Source organism: Cytobacillus massiliigabonensis (assembly GCF_900199725.1).
In the GTDB taxonomy this organism is placed as follows: domain Bacteria; phylum Bacillota; class Bacilli; order Bacillales; family Cytobacillaceae; genus Cytobacillus; species Cytobacillus massiliigabonensis.
Map to the genome: position 1 here is coordinate 2,817,260 of NZ_LT904904.1, position 16,865 is coordinate 2,834,124.

16 protein-coding genes and 1 pseudogene are annotated in these 16,865 nt (G+C 35.7%); 7 read left to right on the forward strand and 10 right to left on the reverse strand.

Annotation, left to right across the window (positions count from 1 at the left end; translation table 11 throughout):
- Positions 1–207: 207 nt before the first annotated feature.
- From plsY to C1726_RS25130, 6 genes are all read left to right on the forward strand, one after another.
- The gene (plsY, locus tag C1726_RS25105) at positions 208–795 is read left to right on the forward strand and encodes a glycerol-3-phosphate 1-O-acyltransferase PlsY (RefSeq protein WP_102275649.1); all 588 of its coding nucleotides are present in this window, start codon (positions 208–210) and stop codon (positions 793–795) included.
- A 308-nt stretch (positions 796–1,103) separates the two neighbouring features.
- Positions 1,104–1,871 carry an ATP-binding protein gene (locus C1726_RS25110; protein WP_102275650.1) on the forward strand — a complete coding sequence of 256 codons (768 nt, stop codon included), beginning with the start codon at positions 1,104–1,106 and terminating at the stop codon, positions 1,869–1,871.
- A 118-nt stretch (positions 1,872–1,989) separates the two neighbouring features.
- Positions 1,990–3,147, forward strand: a complete 1,158-nt coding sequence (locus tag C1726_RS25115) for a CapA family protein (RefSeq protein ID WP_102275651.1) — start codon at positions 1,990–1,992, stop codon at positions 3,145–3,147.
- A 101-nt stretch (positions 3,148–3,248) separates the two neighbouring features.
- A complete protein-coding gene (locus C1726_RS25120; RefSeq protein ID WP_102275652.1) occupies positions 3,249–5,339 on the forward strand; it encodes a methyl-accepting chemotaxis protein in 2,091 nt (696 codons plus the stop codon).
- 147 nt (positions 5,340–5,486) lie between these two features.
- Entirely contained in the window at positions 5,487–6,302 is an 816-nt protein-coding gene (locus tag C1726_RS25975; protein ID WP_142385111.1) for a CPBP family intramembrane glutamic endopeptidase, read from the forward strand.
- A 101-nt stretch (positions 6,303–6,403) separates the two neighbouring features.
- A complete protein-coding gene (locus C1726_RS25130; protein WP_102275653.1) occupies positions 6,404–6,691 on the forward strand; it encodes a HesB/YadR/YfhF family protein in 288 nt (95 codons plus the stop codon).
- Between the two features lie 401 nt (positions 6,692–7,092).
- On the opposite strand, the gene C1726_RS25135 is transcribed toward C1726_RS25130, so the two are convergent.
- The 8 genes from C1726_RS25135 to acnA all read right to left on the reverse strand — a co-directional run bounded on the left by C1726_RS25135 (position 7,093) and on the right by acnA (position 14,594).
- Positions 7,093–7,398: a hypothetical protein gene (locus C1726_RS25135; RefSeq protein ID WP_102275654.1), complete on the reverse strand. Its 306-nt coding sequence runs from the start codon at positions 7,396–7,398 to the stop codon at positions 7,093–7,095.
- Positions 7,399–7,451: 53 nt separating this feature from the next.
- The gene (locus C1726_RS25140) at positions 7,452–7,886 is read right to left on the reverse strand and encodes an acyl-CoA thioesterase (protein WP_102275655.1); all 435 of its coding nucleotides are present in this window, start codon (positions 7,884–7,886) and stop codon (positions 7,452–7,454) included.
- Positions 7,887–7,888: 2 nt separating this feature from the next.
- Positions 7,889–10,225, reverse strand: a complete 2,337-nt coding sequence (locus tag C1726_RS25145) for an AAA family ATPase (protein ID WP_102275938.1) — start codon at positions 10,223–10,225, stop codon at positions 7,889–7,891.
- A 114-nt stretch (positions 10,226–10,339) separates the two neighbouring features.
- Complete coding sequence (tlp, locus tag C1726_RS25150) at positions 10,340–10,579, reverse strand: small acid-soluble spore protein Tlp (protein WP_102275656.1); 240 nt, start codon at positions 10,577–10,579, stop codon at positions 10,340–10,342.
- Positions 10,580–10,717: 138 nt separating this feature from the next.
- The gene (locus C1726_RS25155; RefSeq protein ID WP_057764635.1) at positions 10,718–10,861 is read right to left on the reverse strand and encodes an acid-soluble spore protein N; all 144 of its coding nucleotides are present in this window, start codon (positions 10,859–10,861) and stop codon (positions 10,718–10,720) included.
- A gap of 67 nt (positions 10,862–10,928) precedes the next feature.
- Positions 10,929–11,060: an FbpB family small basic protein gene (locus tag C1726_RS25160; protein WP_180968302.1), complete on the reverse strand. Its 132-nt coding sequence runs from the start codon at positions 11,058–11,060 to the stop codon at positions 10,929–10,931.
- Positions 11,061–11,195: 135 nt separating this feature from the next.
- Positions 11,196–11,729, reverse strand: coding sequence for a peroxiredoxin family protein (locus tag C1726_RS25165; RefSeq protein WP_102275658.1), 534 nt, complete (start codon positions 11,727–11,729; stop codon positions 11,196–11,198).
- Between the two features lie 156 nt (positions 11,730–11,885).
- Positions 11,886–14,594 carry an aconitate hydratase AcnA gene (gene acnA, locus C1726_RS25170; protein WP_102275659.1) on the reverse strand — a complete coding sequence of 903 codons (2,709 nt, stop codon included), beginning with the start codon at positions 14,592–14,594 and terminating at the stop codon, positions 11,886–11,888.
- Between the two features lie 350 nt (positions 14,595–14,944).
- Here acnA and sspO point away from each other — a divergent pair, with 350 nt between their 5' ends.
- Positions 14,945–15,097 carry a small acid-soluble spore protein O gene (gene sspO, locus C1726_RS25175; protein ID WP_102275660.1) on the forward strand — a complete coding sequence of 51 codons (153 nt, stop codon included), beginning with the start codon at positions 14,945–14,947 and terminating at the stop codon, positions 15,095–15,097.
- A 201-nt stretch (positions 15,098–15,298) separates the two neighbouring features.
- On the opposite strand, the pseudogene C1726_RS25180 reads toward sspO, so the two are convergent.
- A pseudogene (locus tag C1726_RS25180) lies at positions 15,299–15,631 on the reverse strand (Tn3 family transposase); the annotation flags it as partial.
- Positions 15,632–16,114: 483 nt separating this feature from the next.
- Positions 16,115–16,747: a hypothetical protein gene (locus tag C1726_RS25190; RefSeq protein ID WP_102275662.1), complete on the reverse strand. Its 633-nt coding sequence runs from the start codon at positions 16,745–16,747 to the stop codon at positions 16,115–16,117.
- Positions 16,748–16,865: the final 118 nt, after the last annotated feature.

The window sequence follows — 16,865 nt, forward strand, 5'->3', positions numbered from 1 at the left end:
TTAAACCTATCGTATCGAAAAATGCAGAAATTTGGAAGGTGAAATACCCTTTAATGATAACGAAATTGGATAAATAAAAGTTTCTTTTTTTCCATTTCCTAATAATAAATTTATTCTGGGTGATTTCATTACGATTGTACATAGTATTTTTTATTTTCCTCATGGTACAATATAGGCACCGTACTTAAAGATTGAAGGAGAGTTTACATGGTAACAAACGGAATAATCATTGTATTAGCATATTTACTCGGCTCTATCCCCTCCGGTTTAATTATTGGAAAACTTTTTCATGGAGTGGACATTCGTGAGCATGGCAGCGGAAATTTAGGCGGAACAAACTCTTTTAGAGTACTCGGAAAAAAAGCTGGATTAGTGGTTACGATAGCAGATATTTTAAAAGGAACCATTGCTGTATTGCTTCCATTTATCATTGGTTCGGAGGACATGCATAAGCTAATTCCAGGTATTTTTGCAGTCATCGGTCATATGTACCCGATTTTTGCTGGCTTCAAGGGAGGAAAAGCTGTAGCCACTTCAGGCGGAGTACTGCTAGGATACGCATTTCCAATGTTTATCATTATGTTAGCTGTATTTTTCATTTGTTTATATATCACAAAATACGTATCATTATCATCCATGCTTGCAGCAATTGTTGCAGTCATTTATTCGCTAATTATATGGGATATCCCGCTTATTATCGTTGTCTTGATCATGTCCACTTTTGTCATTTATCGGCATCGGTCAAATATTCAACGAATTATCAATAAAACAGAGCCAAAAATAAAATGGTTATAGAATATTAAATATCCTTTGTAAACAGCAGTGTTCTCTGCTGTTTTTCTTTTGTCTTATTCCCTTTATTACAATTTTGTGATTATTTTGACGTTCGAATTAAAAGTAATTATCGTTCGTTATTGATAACTTAATAATATTTAGTATAATATAGTCAGAAAGTCTTATATCTTCTTATTTCATTCCTTACATAGAAAATATTACATTACTGAACATAATTTGATTTTTTTCGTCATAGTTTAGATTAAGAAAAAAATTCTTGTCAGTTGCCATTGCTTTTTAAGAAATAATCATAGTAAGGATGATTCATTATGAAAGATTCAAACAAACAGTTCCTTGAGAAAGATAACAACATGATCATTGATTCGGAAAAATTGCTCGAAACATCCATTTATCCGCAGTATTTAGAGAATATTAACGCACTTGCTGCTGGGATTGCTCATGAAATCAGGAACCCATTAACATCTGTAAAAGGCTTTCTCCAGCTGCTTCGACCATATTTAATTGATAGCGGGAAGGAACAATATATAGATATCGCACTCGATGAATTAGACAGGGCAAATAATCTCATCTTTGAGTATTTAAATGCTGCAAAACCACAAAAGAATAAAAAAGAGGAAATTTCTTTGCTAAAAATTATTCATGAGATCGGCTTATTATATGAAAGTGAAGCATTGTTTCATAACATCAACCTGAACATACAGCTTCCAGATCATATTCCTTCTGTATTTGCAGATGGAGCGCAATTGAAACAAGTATTCGTAAATCTCTTAAAAAACGCTATTGATGCAATTATAGAAGACAAAGAAAAAATTCCTGGAAAAATTGATATCTTATTAGAAATAGAGGATTTATCCGCTGTCTGCATTTATATAACAGACAATGGATGTGGAATGACAAATGCAACATTAAACCATCTATTTACCCCATTTTATACGACAAAGAATTCTGGAACGGGCATTGGACTCCCGATCTGCAAGAAAATTATTGAAGAACATTCAGGTCAAATATTCATAACAAGCGAACTAGGAAAGGGTTCAACTTTTAAGATTGTATTACCCATTCACAAAAATTTATAGTTTCTTTGAAATAAGCAGCACCTTATGGCGCCGCTTATTTTTTTATCTTCATATTATTAGAGAATAATTCCTGATTTTATATTATATTAAACGTAAACATTATTCTAAGGAGTACGTCATGAAAAGGAAGCTATCATTCTTATTCTCTATCTTATTCTGTACGGCATTAATTACACTATCCTCCCTTCTCATTCTAAATATGTATAAAGACTCAAAGAAAAGTGAGTTTGTCTTCCAGCCCATTCAATCACATCAGCCAAGACAAACATTTGTTGAAGCAAAATCTTACAGTCAAACGATTACTCTTGGTGCAATCGGCGATATTCTAATACATGATTGGGTTTATAATGATGCAAAAACAGCTGATGGTTATGATTTCACCCCTATGTTTCAGCATATAAAACAAACCCTCCATCAGCCAGATCTTCTGCTTGCCAACCAGGAAACAATTTTAGGAGGGAAAGAAATTGGAATATCCAGCTATCCATTATTTAATAGCCCCCAAGAGATTGGGGACGCATTAAAAGATGCAGGTGTGGACATTGTCTCGACAGCCAATAATCATTCTTTGGATAAAGGAGAAAAGGGGCTTCTTGCTTCCCTTCATTATCTGGATACAATCCGTTTGCCGCATGTCGGTACATATAAGAACGCTAATGAAAAGCAAAAACTACAAGTTCTGGAATCAAATGGGATCAGAGTTGCCTATTTATCCTACACATATGGAACAAACGGCATTCCCGTTCCTAAAGGGAAAGAGTTTCTTGTAAATTTAATTGATCAAAAAGCAATGAAAGAAGAAATAACTCGCGCCAAACAGGAAGCGGATATTATAGTAATGAGCATTCATTGGGGTAATGAGTATCAGCGTTTTCCAACTGCGGAACAGAAAGAATTGGCTCAATTCCTTGCTGATGAAGGTGTCCATGTTATTTTCGGTCACCACCCGCATGTGCTGCAGCCGATGGAATGGAGGAAAGCTGCGGATGGACACAAGACACTAGTTATTTACTCCTTAGGAAACTTCCTTTCAGGACAAAATAATAATTATAAAGATATCGGAGGCATGGCAACGGTTGAGGTGACAAAGACCTTAGATAATGATGGTGTAAAAATTTCATTAAATGCCCCTGCCTTTTACCCTACATATGTTTCAAAAATTAAACGTATACGAAATTACCTGGTCGTGCCCCTTCAGGATGCAGACGAATTCGGCTTGGAAAATGCCAAAACAAAATATGAAGAAATTCAACAGCATATGTTAGGAAACTTATAATTGTTACACAACTTTCGAAAATTCAAAATAGTACCTCTTACCTATAGATTATAATTAAGTAAGATAGAAATGCTTCATATAGGTTTTAGGGGGGAAAGCAATTGTCACTAAAGATTAAATTAATCGTCGGTGTGTTATCGACAATGGTGCTTATTTTAGCAGTAAGTTCGGGGTTTACTTATGTATCCGTTTCTCTCTTCTCAAAGAATGGAAAGGAGCTAACTAACGGTTTAGCTGCAGATGCAATGAGAGATGTAAATGGATTTGCTGAGCATTATGCAGGCACTTTGACCTACCATGAGACAAAAAATGTGAAAGCTTCCATAAATGAGGTTATTTCGAGAGCAAAAAGTGATTTAGCTACCGTTTCAAATTTTAATGAAGTGTATTCAAACGATCCAGCAGCTCTTGCAGCATTATTTGAAAAAATTGCTGTACAAAATGAGTTAATCACTAATATGTATTTAGGGACAGAAGAAAAGAAATTTACGATTTATCCTGCCGACTACCCTTTGCCTCCTGATTATGATCCAACGTCTAGACCATGGTACTCACCTGCAAAGACAGCAGAAAAAGAACAATTTATTATTACCGATGCTTATCTTGATGCTGGAACAAATAATTATCTCGTCACTGTTAGCTTGCCATTGTTTAAGAATGATGAATTATATGGCGTACTAGGAGTTGACCTATCTCTTGAGAAACTGACCGCATCGATCGCAAATACAAAGGTTGGAAATACTGGCTATGTAATTTTAACTGACAAAGAAGGTTCTCTTCTCGCATATAAGGACAAAGAACTTGTACTTAAAAATGAGAATATTTCCTCGTTGCCTGTTTTCAAAGAAAAAAACGATAAAAATATTTATTTAGACATTGATCAAGTAACATATGTTAGTGATAAGGACGAAGAAACAGGATGGGAGATTTTTTCTGTCATTTCTCAGGAGGAAATCAAGTCCTTCTCTAATCAAATTTCCCAGAATATGAGCAATCGAATTGTGAATGCTGACAAGAAATTGCAATCTATTTTTACTAAATTATTATCAGCACAAGTCATCATTATCCTTATTCTGCTAGCCATTTCAATAGGGATTACTCTCTTTTTTGCAAAATATTTTATTCAGCCAATAAAGAAGCTTTCTGATTTCTTAAAAGGCGTTGCCAATGGAGATTTAACAAGGAAAATGGATGTGAAATCAAAAGATGAAATCAGTTCATTATTTATTTCAGTTAATCATATGATTGATAGTTTAAGAAACATGGCTAGTAAAATGAATGATTTAATCGTTGAAGTTGAAAAAGATTCTAAAGTATTAAATAACCAAGCTGGGGTTTCCACACAAGTGACGACAATTGTAAGCTCAGCGATGGATGATGTAGCAAGCGGCTCTGAACAGCTTACTACAGATATGGTAAATATATCTGCCCATGTCGAAAAAAATGATAAAGCCGTCCGCTCAATGTCGGAACGAATAAGTAAAATAGTAGAACAAGCTCAAGAAACGAAGGCAGTAACTGCTGAAGGTCAAAAAGCAACGGAAAACATGAGAAATGAAATAAACCGAATCGTCGCCCAATCGATTGGATCAACCACTATTATGAAAGAACTGGATCAAAAACTTCAAACGATTAATGAAATTACAACATTCATTCAGGGTGTTGCTGAGCAAACAAATTTACTTTCACTCAATGCTGCGATTGAAGCTGCAAGAGCTGGCGAACAAGGCCGGGGGTTTGCTGTAGTTGCACAAGAAGTCAAAAAGCTCGCTGAGCAAAGCAGTGATTCTGTAGAAAAAATATCAGCGTTAATTACAGATATTCAAGGGGATTCTTCAGAAGCTTTAAAAAATATTGATCTTGGCAGAGAATCCGCTGTCCATGGTGCAGAAATGGTGAAGAATACAGCAAATAGCTATGACAATATGATTCAATTTATTGAGCATTTTATAAAAGAAATTGATGAAATAGCAGGAGCAAGTACCATCCTATCATCCAGCAGTCAGTCGATTACAAGCTCGGTTGATAGTGTCATTGCCGTCTCTGAGCAAACTTCTGCAGGAGTTCAAGAAGTGACAAGTATGACAAAAGAACAGGAGCAATCAGTTCATGAGGTAATGGCCATTTCTGAGAAGTTGCATAAGCTAACATTTGAATTAAGAGAATTGATTAAGCATTTTAAAACCTATTAAATAAAATATGTACCAAAAAAAGAGCAAGAGAAAGCAGTCTTGCTCTTTCTCTCATTCATACATTCTACTATTAATAAGTGCTAAAATAAGAAAAATGAGGTTAAAAGTGGTAAAATGACTTGATAGCAAATTGAAAGGGTGAACACAATGATGATATCCGTAAAACAAAACATGATTTTACCTTATTTACAGCTCTTGTTATTTATTATCATTACTGTCACTGTTCAATATAAACACTTCATTGTTGCTTTTGCCCTTCTGCTTGCATGTATTCTTTATTTGGCCATTTTTGCAAAACAAAAACGTGTATTTTTATGGGTTTTAACAGCCTATATCATCGGCTATCTCTTTTTTCTTTTTGGGGATCGTCTAATAGATAGCCTCCCTTATCATGTAAACATCTTAATGGTTCTTAGTCGTTGTTTAATGTTATTTCCTATCTTATTCATGTTTTATGTTGCAAAGAAATTTAGTGAAAAGCCGATTTTTTATTGGGAATGTCCGAATTGGCAAGCTAAAATATCATTCCCATTTATTTGGAATGGTTTTCACTCCATTTCTATTAAGGGATTTTTGCTCATTGCCATTAGTGTAAATATAGCGATTTTCATGCCCTTTATCGTAAAAGCAAATCCTAGTTTTAGTCTCCCATTTCTGCTATTCCTGTTTTCCTTTTCGATCATTAATGGGATATTGGAAGAAATACTTTGGAGAGGAATCATACTAACTAGCATGGTCAATCTTGCTGGTGAAAAAGCAGCGTTGCTTTTTTCGGGATTAGCCTTTGGCCTATCACACTTAATACTTGGGTACACTATTCCAATTTGCCTTAGCTTTGCAATTGGCGGCATCTTTTATGCGGGTATAACGATTCGTTCAGGCAGCATTTTTCCCGCAGTAATTTGGCATATTGTATTTAATTGGCTTATGATCCTGAGTGGATTGATTCCATTTATTAATTAAGGGTATTAATTAGAATGCAGTGATTTATTTTTCATATAAGAACAGAAAATAAGTGCAGCAGATGGAATATGAAATAGAGCTGTTTAAAGGAGGAATTTATAATGAAAATAATAATTAATGATCAAGCTGCAAACTGGTATAAAGAGGAAATGGGGCTGAATGCAGGTGACTATGTTCGATTTTTTGCACGTTATGGCGGTCATAGCACTGTTCAGCAAGGATTTTCATTAGGCGTTTCTAATGAAGAACCGCATGATGCTGGCATATCAACAACAAAAGATGGGATTACCTATTATATTGAGCAAAAAGATATGTGGTATTTTGATAACCATAATCTATATGTTGAATTTAATGAAAAAGCGCAAGAGCCAGAATTTAAATATGAGTGATAAGCATCTGCTCACAATCAAATATGGAAAAGTCTAACTGCCTACTTTCACTGACAGATTTTATTTCGTACATATGGGCTTGTTCAATGAATCAATACGGCTATTTTTCACAAAAAACTGCGGTTTTACATTAAAATCGCAGTTTTTTTTAACGGTATGCCAATTGTTTCTGTTAGAAATTGAATATTGATTTTACGGTATTTGAAAAATAAACGGAGATTTTCCGTTTAAATTGGGAAATACCGATATTTCCTTAAAAATAAGGGGAATTTTTCCGGTTATATTATCCAAATCATAGGATTTTGTCTGAATTAGAGCAAATAACCGGAATATCTCCGCTTATATCTGCTTCAAATGCTTCCACTATATACATTAGCCGGAAATTCTCCGCTTATTAACTGCTAACTCTTTATTTCTTCCCAAATATGTTCTTCAAGTCCTTCTGCTTCCAATATTTCCGCTTGATGTTCTCCAATTAAATCAAAATGGGAATAGCCGTCCTTCCGCTTATGTATCCATTCGGGCCGCAAATGATGTTTCCTCCCCCATTCAATCAGGCGATTCATATCGCTGCAGCCAACTTTAGTCACAGTTTTATATCCTGGAAAGCGGTCATCTAGCCAATAATGTGTTAAAAAGGCAATTTCCCCTTGATCAATTTTAGTTTTCCATTCTTGGATATCTTTCTTTTTTAATCCAAATGCCAATGCCTGCACCACCAATCATCATAAAGAAGATCTAACGTAAACGATCCAAAAAATTAATTAGCTTCTACCGGTTGTTTCTTTGCCTTTTCATATGCTTCATGCCATTCAGGATATTTTTTTCTAATGGAAAGCGGTCGGAAAGAATCCTTTTTCACACAAACATGTTTGGTAAGACCAGTAACAGCTAAATCTCCATCTTCATTAAATATTTCATACCCATAATTGACGCGTAAGCCATCATACTCATCAATCCATGTTTTCACAATCGCCTTTTGCCCATAAAGGAGCGGTTTTTTATAGGATGCTTGGATATCCATTACAGGTGATAGAATTCCATCCTTTTCTAATTCTGCATAATTAAAGCCTAAATCCTTAATAAGCTTAGTGCGTCCTAACTCCATCCAGATTAGATAATTAGCATGATACACAACACCCATTTGATCTGTCTCTGCATATCTGACTTCAATTTCCCTTGTTGAAACGAACATGCCTATTCCCCTTTTCCTATTCTAAAAATTGCAGTTTCAAAATCTGCTTTTTCTAGATCATTCACTTTTTCTAATGTATGATTTTCCTTTTCTTCTGACATTAATCTTAGAGCCTGTGACTGAATGGCCTCATCCGTTACATTTGTTGCGAATCTGCCATTCCCGTTTATTGTTATATTACTTAATGAAGCTTTTAAATAAGCCCGTGCTTCTGATGTTAATTGATATTGAAAGTGAGAAGCATAATTAATGATGATTTGCAGCAGCTCTTCATTGGAATAATCACCAAAATGGAAAAACTTTTTAAATCTTGATTTTAACCCTGGATTACTTTTGAGTAATTCATCCATTTCCTTTGGATAACCTGCCAAAATAACAACTAAGTTTTCATTATGCTTCGTCATTTCATCAACAAGCGTGTTTACGACTTCCTTACCAAAATCCCCATGTGCAGCAGAAAGCAGCGAATAAGCCTCATCAATAAAAAGGACTCCGCCTAGTGCTTCTCGAATCATTTTTTTTGTTTTTATCGCTGTTTGTCCGACATAACCAGCAACAAAATTTGCTCGGCTAGTAACGACTAAATGCCCTCTTTTCAGCATTCCGCATTCCTTCAGCAGCTCCGCAAATATTTTAGCAACTGTTGTCTTTCCTGTTCCAGGGTTGCCTGTAAATACAGAATGGAGCTGGATAGGAACGACTGGCAATCCTTTTTCGCGCCTCATTTGCTGCATTTGCACAAAAGAAATGAGGATATTCACTTCATTCTTAATTGATTCAAGTCCAATTAACTGTTCTAATTGTTCTCGTGGATTCCTTTGCATCTCTTGTTCACTTTCTTCAAAATCCTCTTTTTCAAGCAATGTATATGTCAAAATATGCTTGTCCTTTGAAAATTGTGAACCCTTTTTAAAAATTGCCCCTAAGACCAGATCTTGAACTGTCCGTGCATTGCCAAACGTTTCATCCACACGTTCCTTATCCATTCTTTTTTCAAGCTCCTGCTTTGCATCATCTGTCATCACATAATCATTTTCTTTTGCAAGTTTCTCTGCGATCCCAATGAGTTCGGCATTCGAATAATCAGGAAGCTGAATTTGGTTTGATTGTGGAAAGCGGCTTCTTAGACCAGGATTGGCATCTAAAAATTGTCTCATCTCATCAGGATAGCCCGCCAAAATCACCGCAAACTTGCCGCCATATTCTGGTCCAGTCATTAATGAAACGAGTGAATCTATTGCCGTTTGCCCATAATCATTTCCTGTTTGTCCCTCTCTTTTTAGGCTGTATGCTTCATCGATAAATAGCACTCCACCAATAGATTTTTCAACTATCGCACGAACATTTTCTTCCGTTTGGCCTACAAATGAACCTACAAGCTGTGAACGGTCTGCTTCAATCACTTCTTCACGAGGAAGAACTCCGAGCTCATGATAAATTTTTGCTAGTAAACGAGCAATTGTTGTTTTCCCTGTCCCTGGATTCCCAGTTATGACCATGTTTAAGCTCATTTCATCCTTTACTTGAAATCCAAGTGCTTTACGTTCCTTTTGGTAGGATAGAAAGCGATAATAATCATTTACTCTCTTTTTTACATGGACAAGTCCAATCATATTCTCTAACTCTTCAAGTGGAGTCATTTTTACTACTGTATCTTCTTTCTCTTTACAGAAAATGTTTGCCCACTCTTTTTTCAGCATTTCAATGCGATCTAAATGTTTCTTCATATCACTATAATAAGTAGAGGTATAGAATACACCCGCTATTGATTGATCATACTCTTCTGATGCTTTTAAGAGCAATGCTGTTTCTTCTATAACTTCTTCCAATAGAAGAATCATTTTTTCATGCAGTTGCTGTAAGTTAAGTTCACTTCTTTTTTTGGCATTTTCCATCCCCAATTGCAATTGGTCCCTCTCTGCGTCTGCATGATCAAGGAATTGTTGGCAAATGAACAAAAATTGCTCGGATGTTTTTTTCTTTGCTTGCCGATTATCAGTTTCTCTTAATGGAGGAAACACAAGTGCATCTAGTGCTCCCTCCTTCTTCTTCCATTCAAATTGGCCTAATACTTCTGCTGCTCTTTCATTATTTTCATTTAATTGATTCGCTTTCTTGAGCCATGCCAAGCTCAATGAATCCTGCTTAAATTTATTCATTCTCGATAAGGAAGCAATTGTTAATAGTTCAGAGGCAAGCTTTGGATCTGAATCCTCATCTAATGATTTGATTGCTGATAATAATTCCGCTTCATTCTTTATGTACTTATTTTGAACGAATTCCTGCTCCCATTGCTTCCATTTTTCTATAATTGTATGATTTTGTCTTTGCTTTTCCATATTCTCACACTTCTTCTTATCAAATTCCATACCTATCATATCATATTTATCTTTATTCTTTATAGGAAAAGACCTGTCCATCTGGAACAGGTCTCCTACTTATTTCATTTGTTGTTATTGATTGTATCCATTTTGACGCGCCTGAGATTCATCCTCAATTTCTGAGCGCATTGCATCAATACTTTCCTTCCTGCGCTCATTTTTTGCTTCAACTCTAGCTCGATCCTCTGCATTTGAAAATGCTAGTGTTTCTTCCGCTTTATTTATATTTTCAATTGTATTTTGAACCATCGTTTCTAATTTCTCGACATTGTCACTGCGATCATCTGGTTTGGGTTTATTATTATACGCCATACTCCTATTCCTCCTAAAATTGTTGTTGTCATACGAATTTAGTTTGTGAATTAAGAGCAAAAATATCAACGGAAAATAGTGGTTGTTTTCATATAAAAACCACCGTAAAAGAAAACGGTGGCAATAAGGATCGTATCTTTATTCACCTTTTGTTTGCATTACTTGCGGTACTCCGCCTGTATTACTTTGCATTTTCTTGCCGTTATTTCCTCCATATCCTCTTGGTTGGGTACCAATATGGTTTGGATTAAATTTTCTTGCATCTCTTTTTGGATTTCCCATAAAAATATCCCTCCTCAATAATATTAATATTTCCACTTGAGGAGGGTTTCATTTCTTGTAAATAATGTTATTCAGCTTTTGTTAATCGCTTTTGTTCTAACCGTGCCTCAATTCTATCCATAGCAGCTTGATCTTTTAAAATTTGTCGTTTATTTTCTAAAACAAGATCGGCGAATGAACGTTTTCTAGGTTTTCTCATTGTTATTTCACCTTCCTTTATTCCTATATTAACAGTTATTATTCACAAAAAACTTTGTAATTATTACAACTTTTTGAAAATTTATTAGTTTTGCTGAAAATAAAAAACATCAGCGATATACTGATGCTTTATGCCTTAAAAACCCGAATATTCCTTCATCATTTCGATTGTCATTGCACTTAAATGCTTATGCTGAATGATTCCTTCCTCATCGATAAAAAAGGTAGTTGGAATTGTCAGTATTTTGTACATGGAACTTACTTTATCTTTTTCATCTAAAAGGATTGGGAAATGAACGTTCATCTTCTTTGCAAAGCCTTCTACATCAGCCTCAGGATCAATATTTACTGCAAGAATAACGACATCATTCTTTGTAAGTTCATAAAATTTTTGCATATCCGGCATTTCTTTTTTACATGGGGGGCACCATGTTGCCCAGAAATTTAACATAATCTTTTGTCCTTTGAAATCTGAAAGTCTTACCGTATCACCCGCTAAATTCTTTAATTCAAAGTCCGGTGCCTTTAATCCTACCTCTAGACCAGGGAGTTTACTTGTCTGAATTGATTCAACTCCTTGCTCTTGCTTTGTATTCTTTTCCATTGCCTGGACAATTGCGACCGTCATTAAGCCGCATAAAAAAACGATAGCTATTACTTTTTTCATCATGCTATTCCACACCTTTTTAACCTTATAGAGTTATTGTAACCCAGACACAAATAAATAATAAGATGTTTTCCTATGTGTTTTACATGGTAAATGTGACAATTCTTCAAATAAAAAAGCATGCAATTTCATTTCTGAAATCACATGCTTCATAACAATTTAGTTAGCTAGCTTCTCACGAAGAACCATTTGCAGGATTCCTCCATGACGGTAGTAATCAATTTCAACTTCAGAATCGAAACGAACAAGCACTTCAAATGTTTTCTTGTTTCCATCTTCATCTGTTGCCGTTACTTGTACGAGATCACGAGGTCTCACATTTTCATCGACTTGAACATCGATTGTTTCTTTACCTGTTAAACCTAAAGTTTCAGCACTTTCACCATCCTTGAATTGAAGTGGAAGAACACCCATTAATACAAGGTTTGAACGGTGAATACGCTCATAGCTTTCAGCAATTACAGTCTTGATGCCTAATAGGTTTGTTCCTTTTGCAGCCCAGTCACGTGAAGAGCCCATTCCATAATCCTTACCAGCAAGAACAACAAGACCTGTACCATCTTCTTTGTACTTCATGCAAGCATCATAAATAGAAGTAACTTCACCAGTTGGCCAGTAAGTTGTAAAGCCGCCTTCTGTGCCAGGTGCAATTTGGTTGCGGATACGGATGTTAGCGAATGTTCCACGCATCATCACCTCATGGTTTCCACGACGAGATCCGTAAGAGTTAAAGTCACGAACCTCAACACCATTTTCACGTAAATATTTTCCAGCAGGCGTATCTTTACCGATTGCACCAGCAGGAGAAATATGGTCAGTTGTTACAGAATCACCGAATTTACCAACAACACGTAAACCATTTAAAGGTTTTACTTCGTCTGGATCAGGCTTTAAGCCTTCAAAGAACGGCGGGTTCTGGATATAAGTTGATGTTTCATCAAATGTGTATAGCGGTTCATTGCTTGTTTGGATTTTGTTCCAAAGGGCATTGTCGCCAAATACATTTTCGTATTCTGAACGGAATAAATCAGGTGTAACTGTACGTTTCACTACTTCATTGATTTCAGCAGATGTTGGCCAAATATCCTTAAAGAATACATCTTTTCCATCTTTATCTTTACCGATTGCTTCATTTTGAAGATCGATATCAACTGTTCCTGCAAGTGCATAAGCAACCACAAGCGGCGGTGATGCCAAGTAGTTCGCTTTAACAAGCGGGTGGATACGTCCTTCAAAGTTACGGTTCCCTGAAAGAACGGATGTAACAAGAAGATCGCTCTCTGCAACAGCTTTTTCAATCTCCTCTTTTAATGGACCAGAGTTACCGATACATGTCGTACAGCCATATCCAACAAGGTTAAATCCTAATTGATCAAGGTATGGAAGTAAACCAGAATCACGCAAGTATCCAGTTACTACCTTAGATCCAGGTGCTAAAGATGTTTTTACAAACTTAGGCACTTCCATGCCAAGCTCAACAGCTTTTTTCGCAACTAAGCCTGCCCCAACTAATACATATGGATTAGAAGTGTTCGTACAGCTTGTAATCGCAGCTATTGCAACGGCACCTGTTTTCATTTGTGTTGTTTCACCATTGTTGAATTTAACTGTTACCTCTTTATTAATTTCCTTCTCATCTAAACCAAATCCCTGGTTTCCTTGAGGAGCCGTAATCGCTTGATTGAATTCTTTCTTCATTGCTGAAAGTGGAATTAAATCTTGAGGGCGCTTTGGTCCAGATAGATTTGCTTCAATTTCAGCAAGATTAATTTCAACAACATTCGTATATACAGGCTCTAATGACGGATCGAAGAATAATCCGTTTTCTTTGCTGTATGTTTCAACTACTTTAATTTGTTCTTCCGAACGTCCAGTTAAGCGCATATATTCAAGTGCTTCCGCATCAACAGGGAAGAACCCACATGTAGCACCATATTCTGGAGCCATGTTTGCAATCGTTGCACGATCAGCAAGTGGCAGCGCTGGCACACCTGGACCATAGAACTCAACAAATTTACCAACAACACCATGAGCACGAAGCACTTGTGTTACTTTTAACGCAAGGTCAGTAGCTGTTGTACCATCTGGAAGCTCTCCTGTAAGTTTAACCCCTACAACTTCAGGCACTGGGAAGTATGAAGGCTGTCCAAGCATTCCTGCTTCCGCTTCGATTCCGCCTACACCCCATCCAAGTACACCAATTCCATTAATCATTGTTGTATGAGAATCCGTACCAACTAATGTATCAGGGAATGCTTCAAATTCGCCATCTTCATTTTCAAGTGCATGGACGACATTTGCAAGATACTCTAAGTTCACTTGGTGAACGATTCCTGTTGCTGGAGGAACAGCGCGATAATTATCGAATGCTTTTTGCGCCCAGCTCAAGAATTGATAACGTTCCGCGTTACGCTCAAATTCAAGCTCCATATTCAAATCTAGTGCTTCTGCAGTACCAAATTTATCCACTTGTACAGAGTGGTCAATAACAAGATCAACTGGCTTAAGCGGGTTGATTTTGTCTGGATCTCCACCCATATCTGCCATTGCTTTACGTAAAGATGCTAAATCAACTACTGCAGGAACACCTGTAAAGTCCTGTAGGATAACACGTGAAGGCTTGAATGGAACATCAACTTCCTTCACTTCACTTGTTCCCCATTTTGCCAAGTTTTCAACATGTTCTTTCGTAATCACACGTCCGTCATATTGGCGTAATACAGATTCTAGTAATACTTTAATAGAATAAGGTAATTTTGAAACATTTCCTACTCCAGCCTCTTCAAGAGAGCTTAAATGGTAATAGTTATAACGCTTCCCGTCTAATTCAAATGACTTACGGGCATTAAATACATCATTTTTTGCCATGGGTATATCCCCCTTTTACAATTTTACAATTAAATAAATATAGGAAGTTGTCGAAAAGTTGGAATTTTCATCTATCCTAACTTTTCTCACAATTCTTATCTTAATACAACCTTCTTTATATGTAAATAACAAGAAAGTTATTGGTTTCGATAAGAATAACTTATATTAAAAGAAAGTTTTTATCTTTTTTTATTAAAAAGGTGAGTTTGAGTGGATTTATTGATAATGATTTTCATTCGCTTCTTTTGAAAAATTATCCTAGGAAAATAATAATAAAGCTATTTTTTATACTGGAAACACTACATAATTCCTCCATTAAAAGACAAACTTATACATGGAGGTGATTAAAAATGGCAAAAAAGAGAAAAGCAAATCACATTATTCCCGGTATGAATGTTGCAAAAGGGCAAGGAATGGGTGCCGGTTTTAACGAGGAATTTGCCAATGAGCCACTAACAGAAGCACAAAAGCAAAACAACAAGAAAAGGAAGAAAAACCAATAAACTGGATTGGGAGGTGGATAGATTTCTGCTTCCCTATTTTTAGGAAGGATAATTAAAAGAACCCGACAATTACATGCCGGGCTTTTTAACACTTGTTTTTTATAAGGGGTCCTGCCGACAAAACGCAGATAGTATACGCTAACGAACTTTTTAGAAGGAAAACCCTGATTTTTCTACGCTAAGCAGAAAAATCAGGGTTTTTTATATCCAAAGTGGACGTAGGGCATGTATCGAGTTCAAATTCTCAGGTATAAATGAATATTCTCCTAGAAAGTTTATGTGTTCCCATCCCAAAGGAGATATATGAGGTAGTAATTCCTCTTTATATTTACCTGTCGTTTTCAAATGTTCAATTGCTTGTGATAGATACACGGTATTCCAAATACTAATAGCATTGATAATGAGGTTTAAAGCACTGGCACGCTGTAATTGATCTTGAAATGCTCTTTCTCTAAGTTACCCATGTTTCCCAAAGAAAATAGCTCGTGCCAATGCAAATTCACCTTTCTCTATTTTTTTATGAGAAATTTTCCTATTTCATTAGTGGTTGGGCGTGAGTTTTCTTAAATTCATGACCATTAACGCGAAGCCGAGCTAATGCCATAATCCCAAACTAGATTTTACTTTGTCGAGTTCTAGCATAGATAACTGCTAAAGGTGCTTTATCTTATTTCGAAACTAATGCCTACATATTGCGTAAATTTAACTAAAGGCTAAAATAAACAAGGGATAGTAGCCAAAAAGATAAAGCTATTATGAAATATACACAAGCTACTCTTTTTTTTTTCTCTTTAAAGTGTGTAACACAAAATAGGAAGTTTATAACACCAATGATTATGAAGCTAATTCCAAACAAGGTAAAAAAGGAATCGTTTCTTTCAAAAAAGCCCCATACAAGGATGCTAACAATTAATATTAACAGAACCAAGTTTGTTATCAAAAGTTGTCTTCTAGGCATTGGTTGTAACCTCCTTTTCATGTTAATTTGGATAATAATTATTAAAATTAGTTTATTACTTATGAACATCCAATCGTTTGACTATGGATGCCCGTATTAGGACCCGTCCAATAAATAAATACTCCACATCCTTTATTTCTTACAGCTAATACAGTTGCTCCGTATCCAATTAAAAGAGCTGCTATTTCATAAAAAGCAGAAACTACTGGCATACGCTGAAGCGCAGCAATTATACCGACTATTGCAAGTAGAGTACCTACTCCAGCTAAAGCGATTACTAATTCATCAGTACCACAAGAATCAAAATAAGCTCGTGAATTATTTGGGTCCCACAGGGTTAGCCCTTTACAAGACGCAGCTAAACTATTTATCTCGTCTCCCGAACCCAATACAGCTGTAATCTCTTCTACTAATGCCTCGTCTACTCCATTACTTAACGCGCCTTCTTCATCAAAGTAAAGGTTTCCATTAGAATCAAATTCGTAAAATTCTTGTGCCTTTTGCGCTTCTTCGTATAATCTTTTAGCTTCAGTTTCATCAACATCGTAATAATCCTGAATTATTTTATAAACTTCAGTTTCTTGTTCATTTGTAATAGATTCAGCCGATGCAGGAAAATTTGTAATGGAAACAAAACAGAGAGTGAAAATAATGGTACCTATTAAATAATTTATTCTATTCTTTACTTTCACAAATCATTCCTCCTACTGTTAATTATTTTTTTTATTTTTTATGACTGAATATGTATGTCTAAACAAATTTAAATAAGTTACTCTAATAAAAAATGAACACCTCGCCTTCCTATTTTAC

Coding starts and splice junctions, on each gene's coding strand:
- tlp (WP_102275656.1), bottom strand. CDS start 10,579: ATGGCGTATAATAATAAACCCAAACCAGATGATCGCAGTGACAATGTC.
- C1726_RS25115 (WP_102275651.1), top strand. CDS start 1,990: ATGAAAAGGAAGCTATCATTCTTATTCTCTATCTTATTCTGTACGGCA.
- C1726_RS25165 (WP_102275658.1), bottom strand. CDS start 11,729: ATGATGAAAAAAGTAATAGCTATCGTTTTTTTATGCGGCTTAATGACG.
- acnA (WP_102275659.1), bottom strand. CDS start 14,594: ATGGCAAAAAATGATGTATTTAATGCCCGTAAGTCATTTGAATTAGAC.
- plsY (WP_102275649.1), top strand. CDS start 208: ATGGTAACAAACGGAATAATCATTGTATTAGCATATTTACTCGGCTCT.
- C1726_RS25975 (WP_142385111.1), top strand. CDS start 5,487: ATGATGATATCCGTAAAACAAAACATGATTTTACCTTATTTACAGCTC.
- C1726_RS25130 (WP_102275653.1), top strand. CDS start 6,404: ATGAAAATAATAATTAATGATCAAGCTGCAAACTGGTATAAAGAGGAA.
- C1726_RS25160 (WP_180968302.1), bottom strand. CDS start 11,060: ATGAGAAAACCTAGAAAACGTTCATTCGCCGATCTTGTTTTAGAAAAT.
- C1726_RS25145 (WP_102275938.1), bottom strand. CDS start 10,225: ATGGAAAAGCAAAGACAAAATCATACAATTATAGAAAAATGGAAGCAA.
- C1726_RS25155 (WP_057764635.1), bottom strand. CDS start 10,861: ATGGGAAATCCAAAAAGAGATGCAAGAAAATTTAATCCAAACCATATT.
- sspO (WP_102275660.1), top strand. CDS start 14,945: ATGGCAAAAAAGAGAAAAGCAAATCACATTATTCCCGGTATGAATGTT.
- C1726_RS25140 (WP_102275655.1), bottom strand. CDS start 7,886: ATGTTCGTTTCAACAAGGGAAATTGAAGTCAGATATGCAGAGACAGAT.
- C1726_RS25110 (WP_102275650.1), top strand. CDS start 1,104: ATGAAAGATTCAAACAAACAGTTCCTTGAGAAAGATAACAACATGATC.